General features: G+C 61.9%; 22 protein-coding genes. 18 read left to right on the forward strand and 4 right to left on the reverse strand.

What is annotated here, in order from left to right:
• Nucleotides 1–42: 42 nt before the first annotated feature.
• The 5 genes from folP to KYT97_RS22535 all read left to right on the forward strand — a co-directional run bounded on the left by folP (nt 43) and on the right by KYT97_RS22535 (nt 3,438).
• On the forward strand, nt 43–855 hold the full coding sequence (gene folP, locus KYT97_RS22515; RefSeq protein ID WP_095888650.1) for a dihydropteroate synthase: 813 nt from the start codon (nt 43–45) through the stop codon (nt 853–855).
• Nucleotide 856: 1 nt separating this feature from the next.
• Nucleotides 857–1,222 (forward strand): dihydroneopterin aldolase, encoded by a 366-nt coding sequence (gene folB / locus KYT97_RS22520; protein ID WP_095888145.1) that lies wholly within the window; start codon nt 857–859, stop codon nt 1,220–1,222.
• Nucleotides 1,219–1,722 carry a 2-amino-4-hydroxy-6-hydroxymethyldihydropteridine diphosphokinase gene (folK, locus tag KYT97_RS22525; RefSeq protein WP_033236320.1) on the forward strand — a complete coding sequence of 168 codons (504 nt, stop codon included), beginning with the start codon at nt 1,219–1,221 and terminating at the stop codon, nt 1,720–1,722. Before folB ends, folK begins: the two co-directional genes overlap by 4 nt.
• Before the next feature lie 17 nt (nt 1,723–1,739).
• The gene (locus tag KYT97_RS22530; protein WP_033236378.1) at nt 1,740–2,207 is read left to right on the forward strand and encodes a DUF3180 domain-containing protein; all 468 of its coding nucleotides are present in this window, start codon (nt 1,740–1,742) and stop codon (nt 2,205–2,207) included.
• A gap of 70 nt (nt 2,208–2,277) precedes the next feature.
• Nucleotides 2,278–3,438, forward strand: a complete 1,161-nt coding sequence (locus KYT97_RS22535; protein WP_219110702.1) for a DUF6779 domain-containing protein — start codon at nt 2,278–2,280, stop codon at nt 3,436–3,438.
• 13 nt (nt 3,439–3,451) lie between these two features.
• On the opposite strand, the gene KYT97_RS31135 is transcribed toward KYT97_RS22535, so the two are convergent.
• Nucleotides 3,452–3,577 carry a hypothetical protein gene (locus KYT97_RS31135; RefSeq protein ID WP_255285245.1) on the reverse strand — a complete coding sequence of 42 codons (126 nt, stop codon included), beginning with the start codon at nt 3,575–3,577 and terminating at the stop codon, nt 3,452–3,454.
• Here KYT97_RS31135 and KYT97_RS22540 point away from each other — a divergent pair.
• The 6 genes from KYT97_RS22540 (at nt 3,558) to KYT97_RS22565 (ending at nt 7,932) form a co-directional block, all read left to right on the forward strand.
• Entirely contained in the window at nt 3,558–4,499 is a 942-nt protein-coding gene (locus KYT97_RS22540) for a Rossmann-like and DUF2520 domain-containing protein (protein ID WP_033236322.1), read from the forward strand. The two genes, KYT97_RS31135 and KYT97_RS22540, sit on opposite strands and share 20 nt — an antisense overlap.
• Nucleotides 4,492–5,424 (forward strand): pantoate--beta-alanine ligase, encoded by a 933-nt coding sequence (gene panC, locus KYT97_RS22545; RefSeq protein ID WP_179300836.1) that lies wholly within the window; start codon nt 4,492–4,494, stop codon nt 5,422–5,424. Before KYT97_RS22540 ends, panC begins: the two co-directional genes overlap by 8 nt.
• Before the next feature lie 28 nt (nt 5,425–5,452).
• On the forward strand, nt 5,453–5,899 hold the full coding sequence (gene panD, locus KYT97_RS22550; RefSeq protein WP_033236324.1) for an aspartate 1-decarboxylase: 447 nt from the start codon (nt 5,453–5,455) through the stop codon (nt 5,897–5,899).
• A gap of 2 nt (nt 5,900–5,901) precedes the next feature.
• Complete coding sequence (locus KYT97_RS22555; RefSeq protein ID WP_033236325.1) at nt 5,902–6,717, forward strand: type III pantothenate kinase; 816 nt, start codon at nt 5,902–5,904, stop codon at nt 6,715–6,717.
• Between the two features lie 277 nt (nt 6,718–6,994).
• Nucleotides 6,995–7,507, forward strand: coding sequence for a cysteine dioxygenase (locus KYT97_RS22560; RefSeq protein WP_033236326.1), 513 nt, complete (start codon nt 6,995–6,997; stop codon nt 7,505–7,507).
• 2 nt (nt 7,508–7,509) lie between these two features.
• Complete coding sequence (locus KYT97_RS22565; protein WP_092806033.1) at nt 7,510–7,932, forward strand: rhodanese-like domain-containing protein; 423 nt, start codon at nt 7,510–7,512, stop codon at nt 7,930–7,932.
• Here the strand turns inward: KYT97_RS22565 and KYT97_RS22570 are convergent.
• Nucleotides 7,893–8,870 (reverse strand): AraC family transcriptional regulator, encoded by a 978-nt coding sequence (locus KYT97_RS22570; RefSeq protein WP_219110703.1) that lies wholly within the window; start codon nt 8,868–8,870, stop codon nt 7,893–7,895. The genes KYT97_RS22565 and KYT97_RS22570 overlap by 40 nt on opposite strands.
• A gap of 80 nt (nt 8,871–8,950) precedes the next feature.
• Here KYT97_RS22570 and KYT97_RS22575 point away from each other — a divergent pair, with 80 nt between their 5' ends.
• The 3 genes from KYT97_RS22575 to lysS are packed head-to-tail and all read left to right on the forward strand — an operon-like array spanning nt 8,951 to nt 11,807.
• Entirely contained in the window at nt 8,951–9,784 is an 834-nt protein-coding gene (locus KYT97_RS22575; RefSeq protein ID WP_219110704.1) for an NmrA family NAD(P)-binding protein, read from the forward strand.
• Nucleotides 9,781–10,284 carry an anthrone oxygenase family protein gene (locus KYT97_RS22580; protein WP_141486589.1) on the forward strand — a complete coding sequence of 168 codons (504 nt, stop codon included), beginning with the start codon at nt 9,781–9,783 and terminating at the stop codon, nt 10,282–10,284. The genes KYT97_RS22575 and KYT97_RS22580 overlap by 4 nt, the downstream gene beginning before the upstream one ends.
• Before the next feature lie 11 nt (nt 10,285–10,295).
• On the forward strand, nt 10,296–11,807 hold the full coding sequence (gene lysS, locus KYT97_RS22585; RefSeq protein WP_033236329.1) for a lysine--tRNA ligase: 1,512 nt from the start codon (nt 10,296–10,298) through the stop codon (nt 11,805–11,807).
• 80 nt (nt 11,808–11,887) lie between these two features.
• Here the strand turns inward: lysS and KYT97_RS22590 are convergent, their stop codons facing one another.
• The gene (locus tag KYT97_RS22590) at nt 11,888–12,214 is read right to left on the reverse strand and encodes a DUF8017 domain-containing protein (protein WP_141486588.1); all 327 of its coding nucleotides are present in this window, start codon (nt 12,212–12,214) and stop codon (nt 11,888–11,890) included.
• Between the two features lie 317 nt (nt 12,215–12,531).
• Here KYT97_RS22590 and KYT97_RS22595 point away from each other — a divergent pair, with 317 nt between their 5' ends.
• From KYT97_RS22595 to KYT97_RS22610, 4 genes are all read left to right on the forward strand, one after another.
• Complete coding sequence (locus KYT97_RS22595; protein ID WP_219110705.1) at nt 12,532–13,473, forward strand: esterase/lipase family protein; 942 nt, start codon at nt 12,532–12,534, stop codon at nt 13,471–13,473.
• A 20-nt stretch (nt 13,474–13,493) separates the two neighbouring features.
• On the forward strand, nt 13,494–14,402 hold the full coding sequence (locus tag KYT97_RS22600; protein WP_219110706.1) for an esterase/lipase family protein: 909 nt from the start codon (nt 13,494–13,496) through the stop codon (nt 14,400–14,402).
• Nucleotides 14,403–14,710: 308 nt separating this feature from the next.
• Entirely contained in the window at nt 14,711–17,254 is a 2,544-nt protein-coding gene (locus KYT97_RS22605; protein WP_033236331.1) for an ATP-dependent Clp protease ATP-binding subunit, read from the forward strand.
• 82 nt (nt 17,255–17,336) lie between these two features.
• Complete coding sequence (locus KYT97_RS22610; RefSeq protein ID WP_033236332.1) at nt 17,337–17,816, forward strand: nucleoside deaminase; 480 nt, start codon at nt 17,337–17,339, stop codon at nt 17,814–17,816.
• 68 nt (nt 17,817–17,884) lie between these two features.
• Here the strand turns inward: KYT97_RS22610 and fadD5 are convergent, their stop codons facing one another.
• Nucleotides 17,885–19,474, reverse strand: coding sequence for a fatty-acid--CoA ligase FadD5 (gene fadD5 / locus KYT97_RS22615; RefSeq protein ID WP_045068318.1), 1,590 nt, complete (start codon nt 19,472–19,474; stop codon nt 17,885–17,887).
• Nucleotide 19,475 lies beyond the last annotated feature (1 nt).

Below are 19,475 nucleotides of genomic sequence, written 5' to 3' on the forward strand. Positions count from 1 at the left end.
TCGGCGGGCGGCGTGTCGACGGATCCGGGTCGGACGCTGGTGATGGGGGTCCTCAACGTCACCGCTGATTCATTCTCGGACGGTGGCCGGTTCCTCGATCGAGATGCGGCGCTTGCCCGCGGACTGGAACTGAAAGCTCTGGGCGTAGACATCGTCGATGTCGGTGGCGAATCGACCCGGCCCGGAGCCTCGAGGGTTGATCCGAAAGTGGAAGCGGCACGGGTAGCGCCGGTCATCGAGGAGTTGGTGGCCGCGGGCATTCGCGTCAGCGTCGACACCATGCGCGCATCGGTTGCCGCTGCCGCGATCGAAGCCGGCGTCGACATCGTCAACGACGTATCCGGTGGTCGCGCAGATGCCGACATGGCGTCGGTGGTTGCTGATGCCGGGATTCCGTGGGTTCTGATGCACTGGCGCTCGGCGAGTGACTACGTTCACCGCGGCAGCGCCGATCACTACGACGACGTTGTCACCGACGTTCGTGATGAACTCCTGACTCAGGTCGACCTCGCACTGAAAGCGGGTGTCGATTCCTCTGCCATCATCCTCGATCCGGGCCTGGGGTTCGCGAAGAACGCCGACCACAACTGGGCACTGCTGCGGGCGTTGCCCGAGTTCACGGCGTTGGGTTTTCCTGTTCTGGTGGGGGCGTCGCGTAAGCGTTTCCTCGGGTCGCTGCTCAGCGATTCCGACGGGACGCCGCGTCCGCCGGCCGGCCGTGAAACTGCGACAGCGGTGGTCTCCGCGCTTGCCGCACGTGATGGCGCGTGGGGTGTTCGTGTTCACGACGCCCAGGCGTCACTCGACGCTATCGCTGTTGTGGAAGCGTGGTCTCGTGGACGGGAAAGGGACTGACATGGGCGATCGGATCGAGTTACGAGGACTGAAAGTCCGTGGCAATCATGGTGTTTTCGACCATGAGAAGCGTGACGGTCAGGACTTCTTCATCGACGTCACGGTGTGGATGGACTTGGCCCCGGCAGCCGCGTCGGACAATCTCGAACACACGCTGCACTACGGCGAGTTGGCCGAGGCTGCCGCAGCGATTGTCGGTGGACCGTCACGCGATCTCATCGAAACCGTTGCTGCCGAGATCGCCGACAACGTCATGACGGATACGCGGGTGCAGAGCGTCGAAGTTGTTGTCCACAAGCCGTCGGCACCGATCCCACTCGTGTTCGCAGACGTTGCTGTCGTTGCTCATCGGACGAGGCAGAAATGACTCGGGCCGTTCTGTCGATCGGCTCGAACATCGGCGATAGCCTGGCCCATTTGCAATCTGCGGTCGACGGTCTCGGAGACGCCGTAGTGGCTGTGTCACCGGTGTATTCGACCGCGCCGTGGGGTGGCGTCGAACAGCAGGATTTTCTCAACGCCGTCCTACTCGTGGACGATCCGACGGCCGGAAGCTACGACTGGCTGCTGCGGTCGCGCAAACTCGAGGAAGACGCCGATCGGGTGCGTGATCAGCGATGGGGTCCGCGGAGCTTGGACGTCGACGTGGTGGATTGTGAAGGAATTGTCAGTGCTGATCCGGAGCTGACGCTGCCGCACCCGCGGGCACATCTGCGGGCCTTTGTACTCATTCCCTGGCTTGACGTCGAACCAGGTGCAACCCTGATGGTCGATCAGGAGGTTCGGGCTGTTGCGCAGGTGCTCGCGAACCTCGATCGCTCGGAGCGCGACGGAGTGCGCGTCACGGATTCGGTTCTGATTCGGTGACCGAACAGGATCGGGGCATGAAACCGACAAAAATCAGCGAACTACTGGTTTTGACCGGAGTGGCCGCGGTTGCCACCTGGATTCTGATTCGTGTGTTCTACGGTTCGATGCCGCCCATCCCGGTGTACGCGGGCGCGTCGCTGTATCTGGCCGCGATCGCCGAGGTGATCCTCGCGTTTGTCATTCGGTCCCGGATCAAGGGAAGCCAGATCGGCGACGGTTATCGACAACTGCACCCGATCGCTGCTGCACGCGCCCTCGCGCTCGCAAAAGCGTCAGTACTGGTCGGTTCAGCTACCACCGGGGTGTGGATCGGAGCACTGGTGTATCTGATCCCACAACGATCCGTTTTGAAAGCTGCCGCCGAGGACACGCCGGGGGCGTGGGTCGGACTTGGTGCAGCAATTGCGCTGGTAGCAGCCGCGCTGTGGCTCGAACACTGTTGTAAGACGCCAGAAGATACACCGGACGAGCCGGCGCACTGAGCGCTGCGGTAGGCGAATCGCATGGGTAAGGTCCATGGCACCTGCGCTCTCGACAAGTACCCTGGCAACCATGACGAATTCTGGTCGATCGAAGTCTGCGCGCCGTAGCAAGCGCAGCGCGAGCCAGATGATCGTTGCCGGTCTTCTTGCTCTCGCCGTCATCGCCTCACTGTTTCTGATCTTCAGTAACAGTGTTCAACTCCTTCGTGTCGGACTGGTGGTGGCGCTCTGGGCAGCCACGCTGGGTGCGATCGCGATGACGAAGTACCGCCGCGAATCGGCGCTCGACAAAGCAAAGGTCGCGGACTTGCAGACCGTGTACGAGCTGCAGCTGGAGCGTGAGATTTCCGCTCGACGCGAATACGAGTTGAGTGTCGAAAGTCGTATCCGCCGCGAAGTCGGCACCGACTCGGCAGAACTGTCGGCGCTTCGCGAAGAATTGGTGGCGCTGCGACGCAATCTCGAAGCGCTCTTCGACGGTGGATTACTCCCCGAACGCCCGGCTTTGAAGGCCGACTCGACGCGCGTCGGAGAACTCGGCGGCGGTTCCTACAGCGCATATCAACCCGCAGCATCGGGCCTGTACGTACCCGGTGCCGGTCAGAACGCCACCAATTCCCCGAGCCCTCAGGTAGGTGGGTTGGCGTCGCCGAACGACGGTCCGGTCACCGCCGAAACCACCGTCGTGTTCGAGGAAGTCGCGTGGCGCGAGGCAGCTGCGAAGAATGCGGCAGTGAAAGATGCTCAGGTCAAACGCAATTCGCAGCAAGCGCAAGGCGCGCAGCGCGGCGAAAACCGTGAGCCTGCTGTTGCCGCAGTGAAGCCTGTGGTTGTCACGCCGCCGATCGCGAAGCCTGCAGTTGTGAAGCCTGAGACCGTCAAGCCTGTCGCCAAGCCGGTCGCCAAGCCGGTCGTTGACGAGCCAGTAGTCGAAGAAGTGGTCGAGGTAGTCGCCGAAGTTGTCGAAGAGCCAGTGGTCGCCGAAGTAGTCGAAGAGCCAGTAGCCACACCTGCAAGCAGTGCTCCTGAGCCAATTGTCACACCTGCAAGCAGTGCTCCTGAGCCAACATCCGAACCCACGGAGGAACCACGTCGTCGGCGTCGCGCAGTCCCGGACAGCGCCGACAGCGGTGCTCACTCCAACGGTTTGACGGTGGCCGAGATCATGGCAAATCTCAGTTCTGCGAATCCGGCGGAAGGCTCGGGGCGTCGTCGGCGCCGTGAGGATTGAGAGCCGTTGAGTCCTAGATCACTCGCTCGTCCATAGCGTCGCGTCTGGCGCGGGGGATATCCTCGTCGAAGAACGTCTGGTACCCGCAGAGCGGGACTGGAACGAACGAGAGGAATCCGGTGACTTCCTTCGGGATCACTAACGGACCTGTGCCTGCGCGATTGACGGTTGGAATTGTCTCGGCAGGGCGGGTCGGAACTGCTGTAGGCGCCGCACTCGAGCGCGCTGGACACATTGTCGGCGCATGCTCTGCTGTCTCTGCGGCATCAGTTGCGCGGGCGGCTAAACGACTGCCCGATTCCGAGATCCTGCCTGCCGCCGATGTTGCAGCTCGTTCGGAATTGTTGATCCTTGCAGTTCCGGACGATCAACTGGCGGATCTGGTCAAGGGCCTGGCAGCTACGAACGCAGTCAAGCCCGGGACACTTGTGGCCCACACATCCGGTGCCAACGGGATTTCGATCCTGGCTCCGTTGACGGAACTGGGCGCGCTGCCATTGGCTATCCATCCGGCGATGACGTTCACCGGGCATGACGAGGACACCGCACGGTTGTCGTCGGCGTGCTTCGGGATCACCGCTGCAGATGACATCGGGTATGCGATCGCTCAATCGCTGGTCCTCGAGATCGGCGGCGAACCGGTTCGGGTCCGCGAGGAGAACCGTGCGCTGTACCACGCTGCATTGGCGCACGGCAGTAATCACCTCGTCACGCTGGTGGTGGATGCCGTCGAGGCGCTGCGCGCGTCGTTGCAGGGAGATGAGCTGCTCGGTCAGCAGTTGATCGACGGCGATCCCGGAGGAGTTGCAGAGCGGGTTTTGCAGCCACTTCTCTCCGCTGCCTTGGACAACGCATTACGACGCGGCCCGTCGGCATTGACGGGTCCGGTGGCTCGCGGTGATGCCGCGGCTGTCGAGACACATTTACGAGTACTGACGGATCTCGACCCGGAGCTTGCAGCCGGATATCGAGCGATGTCCTTGCGATCGGCCCAGCGGGTGGGCGCCCCCACCACATTGTTCGACATCTTGACTGAAACGGGAGGTGACCGTCGTGAGTGATTTGCAGGGCGGATACAAGCGCGGCGAACTGACAGTGCACCACGAGCCGGACATGATTCGGCGTGTGTCGAAGGCCTTGCGCGGAGTGGGTCGCCAGGTGGCGTTGGTTCCGACGATGGGCGCTCTTCACGCGGGGCACATCGAGTTGGTTCGTCAGGCCAAGATCACCGGAGCGGTTGTCGTCGTCTCCATCTTCGTGAATCCGCTGCAGTTCAGTGCGGGCGAGGACCTGGACGCGTACCCACGCACTCTCGACGCGGACCTTGATCTGCTTCGGGCTGAGGGCGTCGAGTTGGTCTTCGCGCCGAGCGCGAAGACGATGTATCCGCGCGGTCAGCGCACGACAGTAATGCCGGGTCCGTTGGGCAGCGAACTCGAAGGCGGCGCCCGCCCGACGCACTTCGCAGGCATGCTGACGGTGGTGGCGAAGCTGCTGCAGATCGTGGCTCCCAACCACGCGTACTTCGGGGAAAAGGACTACCAGCAGCTGACGCTGATCCGTCAGATGGTGTGGGATCTCAACTTCGACGTGCAGATCATCGGTGTTCCGACGGTCCGCGAGTTCGACGGACTTGCATTGTCCTCCCGCAACCGTTATCTCGACGAGAGTCAGCGGACCGCGGCCGTGGCATTGTCGGCGGCGCTGATCGCCGGCGCTCATGCTGCCGCCGGTGGTGCAGAAGCGATCCTCGAGACTGCGCGCGCCGTTCTGTCCGCAGTCCCCGAGATCGAGGTCGACTATCTCGAAGTTCGTGGTGTTGATCTCGGACCGGCCCCGGAGCGAGGTGACGGCCGACTGTTGGTGGCCGCCAAGCTCGGTACCACCCGCTTGATCGACAACGTGGGAGTCGCGGTGGGAACCGGATTCCTCGAACGTGACACCGATCCTTCCGCCGACGCTGTTGACGACCTGCTGTCTCACTGAGCCCCCTCACGAGTAAAGGACCTTGGATATGTTTCGCACCATGATGAAGTCGAAGATCCACCGCGCGACGGTGACTCATGCCGATCTGCATTACGTCGGCTCGGTCACTGTCGACGAGGATCTGATGGACGCCGCCGATCTGCTCGAAGGTGAGCAGGTGTGCATTGTGGACATCGACAACGGTGCCCGCCTCGAGACCTACGTCATTGCGGGTGAGCGCGGCAGCGGTGTCATCGGAATCAACGGTGCGGCAGCGCATCTGGTCAAGCCGGGCGATCTCGTGATCCTCATCGCGTACGGCGTGATGAACGCGCAGGAAGTCAAGGAGTACAACCCGCGAGTCGTGTTCGTCGACGCCGACAACAACCAGGTGGAACTTGGTTCCGACCCAGCGCACGCACCCGAAGGTTCCGGTCTGATCACTCCTCGTATGCTGTCGACCCTGGACGCCGAGCGCGAATCCAGTCTGGTCTAACCGTGCTGCTCACGGTCGACGTGCGGAACACCAACATCGTTCTGGGATTGTTCTCCGGGGTTGGTGAGTATTCGAAGTTGTTGCAGGACTGGCGGATGCGTACCGATCCGCGGATGACGGCTGATGAATTGGCGTTGACCTTCCGCGGGCTGCTGGGGCAGCATGTCGATCAGATCACCGGTGTCGCGGCGTTGTCGACGGTACCGTCGGTGCTGCGTGAGATTCGCGTGATGCTCGGGCGGTACTGGGGACATGTTCCGCACGTTGTGGTTGAACCAGGTGTGCGAACCGGAGTGCCGCTGCTGGTGGACAATCCCAAAGAGGTGGGTGCCGACAGGATCGTGAACAGCCTTGCTGCGCATTATCTTTACGAGAGCCCCTGCATCGTTGTCGATTTCGGAACGTCGACGTGTATCGACGTCGTGTCGGGCAAGGGTGAGTTTCTGGGCGGCTGTATTGCGCCGGGCCTCGAGATCTCGACCGACGCCTTGGCGTCGCAGTCTGCCGCACTGCGGAAAGTGGAATTGGTGCGTCCGCGTTCGGTGGTCGGAAAGAACACCGTGGAGTGCATGCAGTCAGGAGCCGTGTTCGGCTTTGCCGGTCTTGTAGACGGATTGGTACGACGCGTTCGTGAGGAGTTGCCGGAGTTCGGTGGCTTGGACGTCGCGGTGATCGCCACGGGAGACAGTGCACCGCTGATCATTCCGGAGTCCGCCACCATCGAGCACCTCGAACGGGATCTCACGCTCGAGGGGTTGCGGTTGGTGTTCGAGCGCAATCAGGCGCGTAGGGGATCGGGTCGACGGCCGATAGCGTGACCGTCCATGTGTGACGTAGGGAATTCTCTCCACAGGTTTCGCGATCGCAGAAGTTGTGCCACAATGGTCAACGTGAATCGCTGCATGAGTGCTCAGGAGTGTTGTCGAGGCTGACCGCTGCCTTGACCAATTCACATCTCCTTGGAGCTAGCTCGTGCTACCCACATATTCTGCAGATCTCTCTGTTTTGACCCCTACTCTTGCATCTGGTCGTGGTGTTTCCGCAGGTAACGGGGCTAATCGCGGTTCGTCCGGACGACGTCAGAACCGGGCTTCGTTGCCCACCCGCTTGCGTCCCGCTGATCTTCTGCGCCTCACTGACGAGGGTGCAAACGGTGTTCTCGACGGACGTTTCGATCACCTCATTCCCGAGGCGTTCCCGACCGTCGAGCGGTGGTCCACTCGCTTGTATGCCGACGACGACGTCGACGTCTGGCTCATCAGCTGGGTTCCGGAACGTAACACCGAATTACATGACCACGCAGGTTCTTTCGGGGCCCTCACGGTTCTCAGTGGTTCGCTCACCGAATATCGCTGGGCAGGTGAAGAATTGGTGGAGCGTCAGCTCGACGCCGGCGATCAGGCGGCATTCCAGCTCGGTTGGGTACACGACGTCGTATGGACACCGCCGCAGCCCGGATCGAAGATCGAAATAAGCTCTGATTCACCGACTTTGAGCGTCCATGCCTACTCGCCGCCATTGACGGCAATGTCCTACTACGAAGTCACGGACAACAACACACTTCGTCGCACACGTACCGAGCTGACCGACCAGCCCGAGGGAGTTTGAAAATGACTATCGACCAAATGCTCGACGACGCTCGCGCACAGATCGATCGTATGTACGTCTTCCAGCTCACCGAAGCCTTTCATCGCGGGGCGATCTTCGTCGACATTCGCCCGCAGGCGCAGCGCGCCATCGAGGGAACTCTTCCCGGCGCACTCGCGATCGAGCGGAACGTTCTCGAGTGGCGACTCGACCCCACCAGCAGCGCACACCTCGCGTTGGCCACCGACCACGACGTCGAGTGGGTGATCGTCTGCTCCGAGGGCTACACCTCGAGTCTGGCCGCTGCGTCGTTGCAGCAACTCGGCCTGCGTAACGCCACCGACTTGGTTGGCGGATACAAGGCGATCAAGGCTGCAGGCTTGCTCGGTGCGCTCAGCGGAGTGCGTCATTGCACCCGTGAGTTGGCGGCGGTTTCCGCCCACTGAGGCGGCCGGCGGGTTTGCCGGAACGCTTTCGGGCTCACCCCGTGATGTCGGGTGAAGGCGGTTGTGAGGGCAAAGGGGCTCGAGTAACCCACTTCTCGCGCGATCGACGACACTGTTCGTGCCGGGTCTGCGAGTAGATCCGCCGCCACCGACAAGCGCCACTCGGTCAGATAGCCGACGGGTCCGATCCCCATGAAGTTGGTGAACCGGCGCGCGAAGGCCGCTCGCGAACAGCCGGCCTCCTGGGCCAAAGTCGCGACCGTCCAGGGGTGTTCCGGCCGATTGTGTATGAGCCGCAAGGCATGTCCGATGATGGGATCCTCGTAGGCCTTGATCCATCGCGGTGATCGATCCGGGTTCGCCGCGAACCAGGTACGGACCGCCGAGATCAGAACCAGGTCGAGGAGCCTGTCCAACAACACTTCCTGTCCTGGCCCGTCCGCGGCGATTTGTTGTTCCAGAAGCGTTGTCATCGGCGCGGTTTCGATGCTGCGTCGGACTACCGCGACGGGTGTCAGGCTGTCGAGGATCTGACGGCTGACATAGGAGTCCAAACGGTATGTGCCCGTGAGCATGACGGTCTGGCCGCTGGTCGAGTTGCCCCACGTGCGAACGCCGAGAACCGACATGTCCTCGAGTGGTGATCCGTCGACTGCGGCGCAGTTTTGTGCCTCGTCGATGAGTACGTGGATCGGGGTGCTTGGGTTATCGGCGACCGTATAGGGATCGGGGCCGCGCAGGAGTGCAATGTCGCCGGCCTCGAGGTTCTCGGTCTGTCCAGTGTCCGGGACGACTACTGCGCTGCCGCGAACCAGAATCAGCACGGTGACGGGTGCGTGGTCTTCGATACGTAATGACCAGGGCGGATCGAGCAGCGAGCGCAGCAGAAAAGCGCCCTCCGCCCGCGATCCGGCCAGCATCATCGACAATGCATCCATGTTTCGACGGTAGACGCTGACGTATGTTTTTGCGACCTTTGACTATGGATCGTATTGCCGCCGCGCGATCGAATGAGTTCATGACTACAACAAGCGACATTCAATCGGCAGTGGTGATCGGTGGTACCGGCAAGACCGGTGCGCGCGTTGCGCAGAGGCTGACGGCGGTGGGAATCCGTACCCGAATCGCGTCGAGAACATCCGGGACGCGTTTCGACTGGAACGATCAGACGACGTGGCAGCCCGCGATGTCCGGTGTCGAAGCGGCATACGTGACCTATGCGCCGGACCTCGCAGTGCCGGAATCGAGCACCCACATCGAGGAACTCGCGGAGCTTGCGTACCGCGAGGGGGTTCGTCGCATGGTGCTCCTGTCCGGACGCGGTGAACCTGCGGCGCAGAAAGCCGAGCAGGTTCTGGCCGACAGCGGTCTGGAATGGGCTGTGGTGCGGGCCAGTTGGTTTGCCCAGAACTTCAGTGAGGGGTATCTACTCGATCCGATTCGGGAAGGTCACCTGGAACTTCCGGTAGGCGAGGTGGGGGAGCCGTTCATCGACGTCGACGATCTCGCCGATGTGGCGGTGGCCGCATTGACTCGGACCGACCTCCTCGGCCGAGTTCTCGAGGTGACGGGTCCGGAGTTGCTCACCTTCGTGGAGGCCGTTGAGGCGATTTCGGCGGCGTCGGGGCGTGCGGTGTCATTCGAAAGAATTGGACTGCAACAGTTTTCCGACGGCATGGCGGAAGTCGGAGTCCCGAGTGATGTCGTGGAGTTGCTCACGTACCTGTTTGCCGAGGTTCTCGACGGACGAAATCAAAGTGTGACCGGCGTCGTCGAAGAGGTCCTGAAACGACCCGCTCGAGATTTCACCACTTTTGCCGCCGAGGCTGCTCGAACGGGGGTCTGGTCGTGAAGAAATCCGAGATCTTTCTGGAGTTGCTGGTCGGCGTGACTGCGTTCGGTGCACTGGTCGCCGGCGGTGCGCTGTTCGCATTCTCCGCCTTCGTGATGCCGGCCCTGCGCTCGGTGGATGCACATACCGCGATTACGTCGATGCAGGCGTTCAACGTGGAAGCACCGCGGAGTGCCTTGATGCTGCCCCTCGTCGGATCGGCGCTCACCGCGATCGCCGCCGGAATCTGGGCATCGATCTCGAGACCGGACGGTTGGGTGCTCGCTGTTGTCGGTTGCGGCGGGGTGCTCGCGTCCTTCGCGGTGACAGCGATCTACCACGTCCCACGCAACGACGCTTTTGCCTCGGTCAGGGCTACCGACGCAGGCGCATGGTCGTCATACGAGGCCGCTTGGACGATGTGGAATCACGTCAGGGTTGGCCTCTACCTCCTGTCGGGAATCGTGCTCGCGGTGGCCGCGGTGCTACCAGCAACAAACGCGGTGGACACGGCCCAGTAGTCTTGTACCCCGTGAGTGATGTAGAAGCCCAGCCAGTCGACGACACCCCCGAGCAGCTCCGTATCCGGCGCGAGAAGCGTGAACGGATCCTGGCGCAGGGGCAGGAGGCGTACCCGGTCTCGGTTGATCGCACGCATACTCTGGCGCAGATCCGTGCCGAGTTCCCGGAACTCGAAGCTGACACCGCTACCGGCGTGATTGTCGGCGTCGTCGGCCGCGTCATCTTCATGCGCAACACCGGCAAGCTGTGCTTCGCGACTTTGCAGGAGGGCGACGGTACCCAGCTGCAGGCCATGATCAGCCTCGCCGGCGTCGGCGAAGAGGCACTGGCCGCCTGGAAGTCCGACGTCGACCTCGGCGACTTCGTCTTCATCCACGGTGAGGTCATCAGCTCCCGTCGGGGTGAGCTCAGCGTGATGGCCGACGCGTGGCAGATCGCGTCCAAGGCGCTGCGTCCCCTGCCGGTCGCTCACAAGGAAATGAGTGAAGAGTCCCGTGTGCGTCAGCGCTACGCGGACCTGATCGTTCGGCCCGAGGCTCGGGACAACGCCCGCAAGCGTGTCGCTGTTGTCCGTGCGCTGCGTAATGCGCTCGAGAGCCGCGGCTTCCTCGAGGTCGAGACGCCGATGCTGCAGACGCTGCACGGCGGCGCGGCAGCTCGCCCGTTCGTCACACACTCCAACGCCCTCGATATCGACCTGTACCTGCGTATCGCGCCGGAACTGTTCCTCAAGCGTTGCGTCGTCGGCGGTATCGAGAAGGTCTTCGAGATCAACCGCAACTTCCGCAACGAGGGCGTCGACTCCACTCACTCGCCCGAGTTTGCGATGCTCGAGACGTACGAGGCCTACGGCACGTACGACGATTCCGCGAAGATGATTCGTGAGCTCGTCCAGGAAGTTGCGCAGGAAGCATTCGGCACGCAGGTCCTCACCCTCGCCGACGGTTCCGAGTACGACGTCAGTGGCGAGTGGCAGGTTCTCGAGATGTACCCGTCGCTGTCGGCTGCCATCGGCACCGAGGTCACGCCGGATACGACGGTCGACGAGCTTCTCGCCTTGGCGGAGAAGGTCGGCCTCGAGGTTCCCAAGGACAAGGGTTACGGCCACGGCAAGCTTGTCGAGGAGCTGTGGGAGCACCAGTGCGGCGATCAGCTGTACGTGCCGACGTTCGTGCGGGACTTCCCGGTCGAGACGTCGCCCCTGACTCGTGATCACCGCAGTAAGAAGGGTGTCACCGAGAAGTGGGACCTCTACATTCGCGGATTCGAGCTGGCGACAGGCTACTCCGAGCTGGTCGACCCGGTCATCCAGCGTGAGCGTTTTGTCGATCAGGCGCGCCTCGCGTCGGCCGGCGATGACGAAGCAATGGTGCTGGACGAGGAATTCCTTGCCGCCATGGAGCAGGGCATGCCGCCCACCACGGGAACCGGCATGGGTATCGATCGACTACTGATGGCGCTCACCGGCCTCGGAATCCGCGAGACGATCCTGTTCCCGATCGTGCGTCCTTCTGCTCGCTAGATTTTCCTGAAAAGGGTTCGACCGCACACTGTTGTGGTCGAACCCTTTTTCTGTTCCCCGACGGATTCGGGCCCGCCAGTTCAACGAACTGTTGCGTCCGTGGTCTCCGACTTTCGGATCGTCGAGATGATCTGGTCGATCGCTGCCTTGTCGAGGGACTCGGGGTGACCCTGATCTGACTGGATCAGGAAGATCATCACTTCCGCCGTGGCGTATCCAGGTGTGGCGACGATGTCGAATGTTGCTGATGACGGGTCGCATTCGTTGTCTGGGGGGATGTTGGTGGCGGTTACGGTGTATCGGACAGCGGGGCGTCCGGAAATGGTGAAGTGAGTTGGTTCTCTGTAGGCGATGGTGGCGTGGGTGCCGTGCTTGTCGGAAAAATGAGATCGGCTTTGTGGACCCATTCTTGTGCGACGGTGTCGATGTCGACGCCGTTGCGACCGGTTGTCCCCAAGTGCGCCAAAGATAATGGTGTCCTCAGTGGTGGTCCACCCGGCGACTGAGCCTGAGTTATTTCGCCAATCGGGTGGAATGTCATAGGTGAGACCGAATTTGGTGGCGATAGGCTGAGGTTGGCCGGGTTCCACATCGATCTTCGGTGGTGGCCGATCCAGAGGGTGGAATCAGCACATTGTGGGCGCGTTTTCCGAAAAGCGATTGATAACGCGTTCTAGTTTGTTAGCGTCTGCACGGTTTGTATCTGCCGTCAGAGGAGTCGATCGTGCGCAGAACTGGGATTTTCGGGGGAGTTGTACTCGCGGCGGCGATCCTCGTCGGGATGGGGTCGACGGCGTCGGCGCAGGCACCGTTGCCCGTTCCCAGCGCGTTTCTTGCCGGCGTTCCCCAGGAGTTGGGGAATCCTGGTGGTTCGGCTCCCGGATCCAACGACTTTTCGTGTAAGCCGACTGCTGAACATCCGAATCCCGTTGTGCTCGTGCATGGTACGGCCGGCAACAGGGCGACCAACTGGGCTACCTATTCGCCATTGCTCGCCAATGAGGGGTACTGCGTTTTCGCGCTGACCTACGGCAATTTTCCGGAACAGCCGTGGCCGCTGTCGGCGATCGGTGGGATGCAGGAAATACCTTCCAGTGCAGCGCAATTGTCGAGTTTTGTCGATCAGGTTCTTGGTGCTACCGGAGCGTCGTCGGTAGATCTGATCGGACATTCGCAGGGCACGATCATCAACGGGTATTACGCGAAGTTCCTCGGTGGCGCCGACAAAGTGGACAACATCATCTCGGTTGCGCCGCTGTGGAAGGGAACGCTCGGAAACGAGCAGGTCAGCATCGGGCGCACCATGCGTGATCTCGGGGTGTCCGCGGCAGCGCAGGCCGGATTCCCGATCTGTAAAGCCTGCTTGAACATGGGCGCGGGATCGGAGTTCATCGAGAATCTTCGTGCCGGTGGCGTCTACGCGTCGGGTGTTCACTACACGAACATCACGACGCGATACGACGAGCTGGTTCTTCCGTACACAAATGGTCTCAAGCCTGGGCTGAACGCCACCAACATTGTTGTCCAGGACGGTTGTGAGCAAGACATCTCCGATCACCTCGCCATCGCGGCATCGCTGCGCGCCGCGACATTTGCTCTCAATGCGCTCGATCCATCGCACCCGCGACCGGTACCGTGTCATCCGGTGTGGCCCATCGTGGGTTGAGCAGAGCATGGAGGCGTGCGATGGGCATACGGGCACTAGCCTGCGCGGCGGTTGCGGCAGCAGTACTGGGGGCTGCTGCCGCGCCGGAACGTGCGTCGGCGGATACGCCGCCCGTGACTACACCGTCTGTCACTTCAACACTGCCTGTTCCGTTCGGTTTCGCCAGCGGGATTGCGCTGGAAGCGCTCGACCCCGGGGGATCAGTGCCGGGAACCAACAACTACTCGTGCACGCCTTCGGTGGCGCATCCGGATCCCGTGGTCCTCGTCCACGGAACCGCGGCAAACCGTCAGACCAACTGGGCGGTACTTGCGCCGGTTCTCGCGAACGAGGGTTATTGCGTTTTTGCACTCACGTTCGGGAACCGATCCGACCTGCCATGGCCGTTGTCGGCTGCAGGTGGCCTCGCGCCGCTGCCGGAGAGTGCACAGCAGTTATCGGACTTCGTCGACGGAGTACTGGAGGCGACGGGTGCCTCGAAAGTCGATCTCGTCGGACATTCGCAGGGGACGACCGTCAGTGGGTACTACGCCAAGTTCTCAGGCGGTGACGACAAGGTCTCGAAGATCGTGTCGATAGCCCCGCTGTGGAACGGTTCCGACGTCGGTCCGCCGAAAGGCGTCGGCGGTCCGGATTTCGACAACGCGAGCTTTGTGTCCGAGCTGCGTGACGCCGGCGTGTACGCGGACACCGTCGAGTACTCCAATATCGTGACTCGCTACGACCAAGTAGTGGTTCCGTACACCAGCGGAATACTCGCGGCGTCGAATGCGTCCAACATTGTGGTGCAGGATGGTTGCCCGCAGGACCGGTCGGACCACATTGCCGTGGTGGCGTCACAGAGAACGGCAGCGTTGACGCTGGCGGCACTCGATCCGTCGGCGACCCGTGAAATCCCGTGTGATCGAGTGCTCCCGATTATCGGCTGATCTCAGCGCCGAACTCGATATACGTACCTGTTCGCTTCAGGCGTACAGGAAGTGGGAAACGATTGCCGGAGCTGCGACGTTGTGAGATGTAAGTAAGCCGGTATCCCCTGCCAATCGGGTGGAGGAGCAGCAGGTGGACTTCGCGCCCTCTAGAGTAATAAGTGGGGTCGTGCAACCTCAGTCGATTCGTAGACGCCATGTCTGCTGACCGGCGAGGCGATCAGTCTGTAGTGCCGGAGCGAAACGCGGCGACCAGGGACGAGACATCCGGTCTCGAACCTGCCCGCCGGAGAGTGTGAGGGAGAGCGATGTTCGAGAGGTTCACCGATCGCGCGCGGCGCGTTGTTGTCCTGGCTCAAGAAGAAGCCAGGATGCTCAACCACAACTACATCGGTACGGAGCACATCCTCCTCGGCCTCATTCACGAGGGCGAAGGTGTTGCCGCCAAGTCGTTGGAGTCGTTGGGTATCTCCCTCGAGGGAGTCCGCAGCCAGGTCGAGGAGATCATCGGCCAGGGCCAGCAGGCTCCGTCCGGTCACATCCCCTTCACACCGCGCGCCAAGAAAGTCCTCGAGCTGAGTCTGCGCGAAGCGCTGCAGCTCGGACACAACTACATCGGTACGGAGCACATCCTGCTCGGTCTCATCCGCGAGGGTGAGGGCGTTGCAGCCCAGGTTCTGGTCAAGCTCGGTGCCGATCTCAACCGTGTCCGCCAGCAGGTCATCCAGCTGCTGTCGGGCTACCAGGGCAAAGAGCCCACCGAAACCGGTGGCACTCGCGGAGAGGCCGGCACGCCGTCCACCTCGCTCGTGCTCGACCAGTTCGGTCGCAACCTGACGCAAGCTGCCCTCGAAGGCAAGCTGGACCCGGTCATCGGCCGCTCGAAGGAAATCGAGCGTGTCATGCAGGTTCTCTCGCGTCGTACCAAGAACAACCCGGTCCTCATCGGTGAACCCGGTGTCGGTAAGACCGCTGTTGTCGAGGGCCTGGCTCAGGCAATCGTCAACGGTGAGGTCCCCGAGACCCTCAAGGACAAGCAGCTGTACACGCTCGACCTCGGGTCGCTCGTGGCCGGCAGCCGTTACCGCGGTGACTTCGAAGAGCGCCTGAAGAAGGTTCTCAAGGAGATCAACACCCGCGGCGACATCATCTTGTTCATCGACGAGCTGCACACTCTCGTGGGTGCGGGCGCGGCTGAGGGCGCTATCGACGCGGCCTCCATCCTCAAGCCCAAGCTTGCCCGCGGTGAGCTGCAGACCATCGGTGCCACCACTCTCGACGAGTACCGCAAGTACATCGAGAAGGATGCCGCACTCGAGCGTCGTTTCCAGCCCGTTCAGGTGGGCGAGCCCACCGTCGAGCACACCATCGAGATCCTCAAGGGTCTTCGTGACCGCTACGAGGCTCACCACCGTGTGTCCATCACGGACGGTGCTCTCGTGGCAGCTGCGACGCTGGCCGACCGCTACATCAACGACCGCTTCTTGCCGGACAAGGCGATCGACCTCATCGACGAGGCGGGCGCGCGAATGCGCATCCGTCGGATGACTGCACCGCCGGACCTGCGCGAATTCGACGATCGCATCGCCGACGCGCGTCGCGAGAAGGAGTCCGCGATCGACGCGCAGGACTTCGAGAAGGCCGCGAACCTGCGTGACAAGGAAAAGACCCTCGTTGCTCAGCGTGCTGAGCGTGAGAAGCAGTGGCGTGCGGGCGACCTGGACGTCATCGCCGAGGTCGACGACGAGCAGATCGCCGAGGTTCTGGGCAACTGGACCGGCATCCCCGTCTTCAAGCTCACGGAGGAGGAGACCACTCGTCTGCTCCGTATGGAAGAGGAACTGCACAAGCGGATCATCGGCCAGGAAGAGGCAGTCAAGTCCGTCTCGAAGGCGATCCGTCGTACGCGTGCAGGTCTGAAGGATCCCAAGCGTCCCTCGGGCTCCTTCATCTTCGCCGGCCCGTCCGGTGTCGGTAAGACGGAGCTCGCGAAGTCGCTCGCCAACTTCCTGTTCGGCGACGACGACGCTCTGATCCAGATCGACATGGGCGAGTTCCACGACCGCTTCACCGCTTCGCGTCTGTTCGGTGCCCCTCCCGGGTACGTCGGATACGAAGAGGGTGGCCAGCTCACCGAGAAGGTCCGTCGCAAGCCGTTCAGCGTCGTGCTGTTCGACGAGATCGAGAAGGCACACCAGGAGATCTACAACACCCTCCTGCAGGTGCTCGAGGACGGCCGTCTCACCGACGGTCAGGGTCGTACCGTCGACTTCAAGAACACGGTGCTGATCTTCACGTCCAACCTCGGTACGTCGGATATCTCCAAGGCTGTCGGCCTGGGCTTCAGCTCGGGAACGGGCACCGGCTCGAACTACGAGCGGATGAAGCTCAAGGTGCACGATGAGCTGAAGAAGCACTTCCGCCCCGAGTTCTTGAACCGTATCGACGACATCGTCGTGTTCCATCAGCTCACGAACGAGCAGATCGTTCAGATGGTGGACCTGATGCTTGCTCGCGTCGAGAAGGCACTCAAGAACAAGGACATGGCCATGGAGGTCACCGACAAGGCCAAGTCGCTTCTGGCCAAGCGCGGATTCGATCCGGTACTGGGTGCGCGGCCGCTGCGTCGCACCATCCAGCGCGAGATCGAGGACCAGATGTCCGAGAAGATCCTCTTCGGAGAGATCGGACCGGGACACATCGTGCTCGTCGACGTCGAAGGCTGGGACGGCGAAGGCTCGGGCGAGGACGCGAAGTTCACGTTCACGCCTACGAAGAAGCCGATCGACGTGCCGGACGCACCGCCGATCGAACTGTCCAAGGCAGGCGAGAGCGAAAGCGCCGCAGAGTAAGTAGTACAGAGCTGTAAACGAAAACGGGCGGCACCCTTACCGGTGCCGCCCGTTTTGTGTATCACGGGGAGAGAGCATATTCATGAACGAGATCGAGATGGGCCATCTGCGACGTTGTGTCGAATTGGCGCGAGAGGCATTGGACGAAGGCGACGAACCGTTTGGATCGGTACTTGCTGCCGCTGACGGGACTTTCCTCGCGGAAGATCGAAACCGAATTGCGGGAGGCGACAGCACACGACATCCGGAATTCGAGTTGGCGCGGTGGGCCGCGCAGTATCTGACGACGGAAGAGCGCTCTACGGCAACGGTATTCACCTCCGGCGAGCATTGTCCGATGTGTTCGGCTGCTCATGCCTGGGTGGGATTGGGCCGGATCGTGTACGTGTGTTCGTCTGCGCAGTTGAGTGAATGGCTTACGGAGTGGGGAGTGGCCTCGGGGCCGGTACGATCCCTCCCGATCAACGAGGTTGCGCCGAATCTTCCGGTGGAAGGGCCGGTTCCGGAGCTGGTCGATGAGGTCCGCGAACTGCACCGCATGCTGCATTCACGCGGCGCCTGACGACACGCAAACGGACGGCACCTCTCGATCGAGATGCCGCCCGCTCTATGACGTTCAGGACATGACGTTCAGGACACTACGTCTACAGCCCGAGCCTGTTCACGCAGTTCGCCCTTGACTACCTTGCCACTTGCATTGCGCGGCAAGGCTTCCACGACGATGATGTCCTTGGGGTGCTTGTACCGTGCCAGGCGATCATTGAGGAAGGTGCTCAGCTCCTCGATGGTCAGGTCCACGGTTGAACCGGGGGTCATCGCGATGATCGCTACCGGTACCTCGCCCCACTTGGCGTCGGGACGCCCGACGACCGCGGCTTCGACTATCAATTCGTGTTCGTACAGAACGTTCTCGACCTCGGCGCAGTAGATGTTCTCGCCGCCGGAGATGATCATGTCCTTCTTGCGGTCGACGACGTACACAAATCCTTCGTCGTCGACACGGACCAGGTCGCCGGAGTGAAACCACCCGCCGTGGAAGGCATCTGCGGTGGCCTGGGGGTTATTCCAGTACTCACTCATCATTGTGGGTCCGCGGTAGACAATTTCCCCGATTTCGCCGGGTGCCACGTCATCCATGTTCTCGTCGACGACGCGAGCCGAGATGGTGGGGATGACCCGGCCGACTGAACCGAGCTTACGGATGGCGTCATCGCCGTCGAGTACGCAAGTGATGGGAGACATTTCGGTTTGCCCGAAGACTGCGACGTTGAACGCATCAGGGAAGGTTTCGGCCATTGCCCGCAAGATCGTGTCCGACGACGGGGCGGCACCCCAGGAAATGTTCTTGAGCGAGAGGGCTCGAGGTTGGGCTTTCTGAACTGCACACACCGCCTGCCACTGCACGGGCACGAGGAACAAGCTGGTGACCTTCTCGGCTTCGAGGATATCGAGAAGCTGACCCGGGTCGAATGCGCCAACCGGGTGGATCACCGTGGTAGTGCCCAGTTGCAGGCTTGGGGCGATGGAACCGAGGGCAGCGATGTGGAACATCGGCGACGCACAGAAGCCGATGGAATCCTCGTTGAACAGGTGGAAGGCACGAATGCAGGTCAACGCTTGTGACGAGAGATTGGAATGCGAGAGCACGGAACCTTTGGGGCGTCCTGTGGTTCCCGAGGTGTACATGATGAGAGCCGGTGTGTCGTCCGGGATGTCGATCAATGCATGAGGTTCACCCGGTTCGCTGATCAAGTCCTCGTAGTTCAAGCTGTCGCCCTCAGCGGGTGCGCCCACCGTGATGGAGATGTCGATGCCCTCGGACGCTGCGCGGGCTGCGCCGGCCAACGGAGCCAACGGGCCCTCCGCGACAATGACTTTGGAGCCCGAGTCGTTGACAAGGTAGGCGACCTCAGGTGGGGTCAGTCGGAAGTTCACCGGGACAGCGATCGCGCCCAACGCATTGGTCGCGAGAACAATCTCGAGGTACTCGGGGCGGTTCAGCATCAGGATCAGAACGCGGTCACCAAAACTGACGCCGCGCCGGGAGAGCGCGTCTGCCAGTTTTTCGACGCGCTCGTTCAGCGTGCTCCAGGTGATGGAATCGCCCTGGAATCGCAGCGCGATGCGGCCCGGGATCATCTGCGCGTGGCGGGCAACCTGATTGTTCCAGTTGGTGCGTCGCAGGCGCTGTACCTCGGACGCTGTATCGGTGGAGGGCATC

The sequence above is a fragment of the Rhodococcus globerulus genome, from assembly GCF_019334125.1.
GTDB classification, from domain to species: Bacteria; Actinomycetota; Actinomycetes; order Mycobacteriales; family Mycobacteriaceae; genus Rhodococcus_F; species Rhodococcus_F globerula.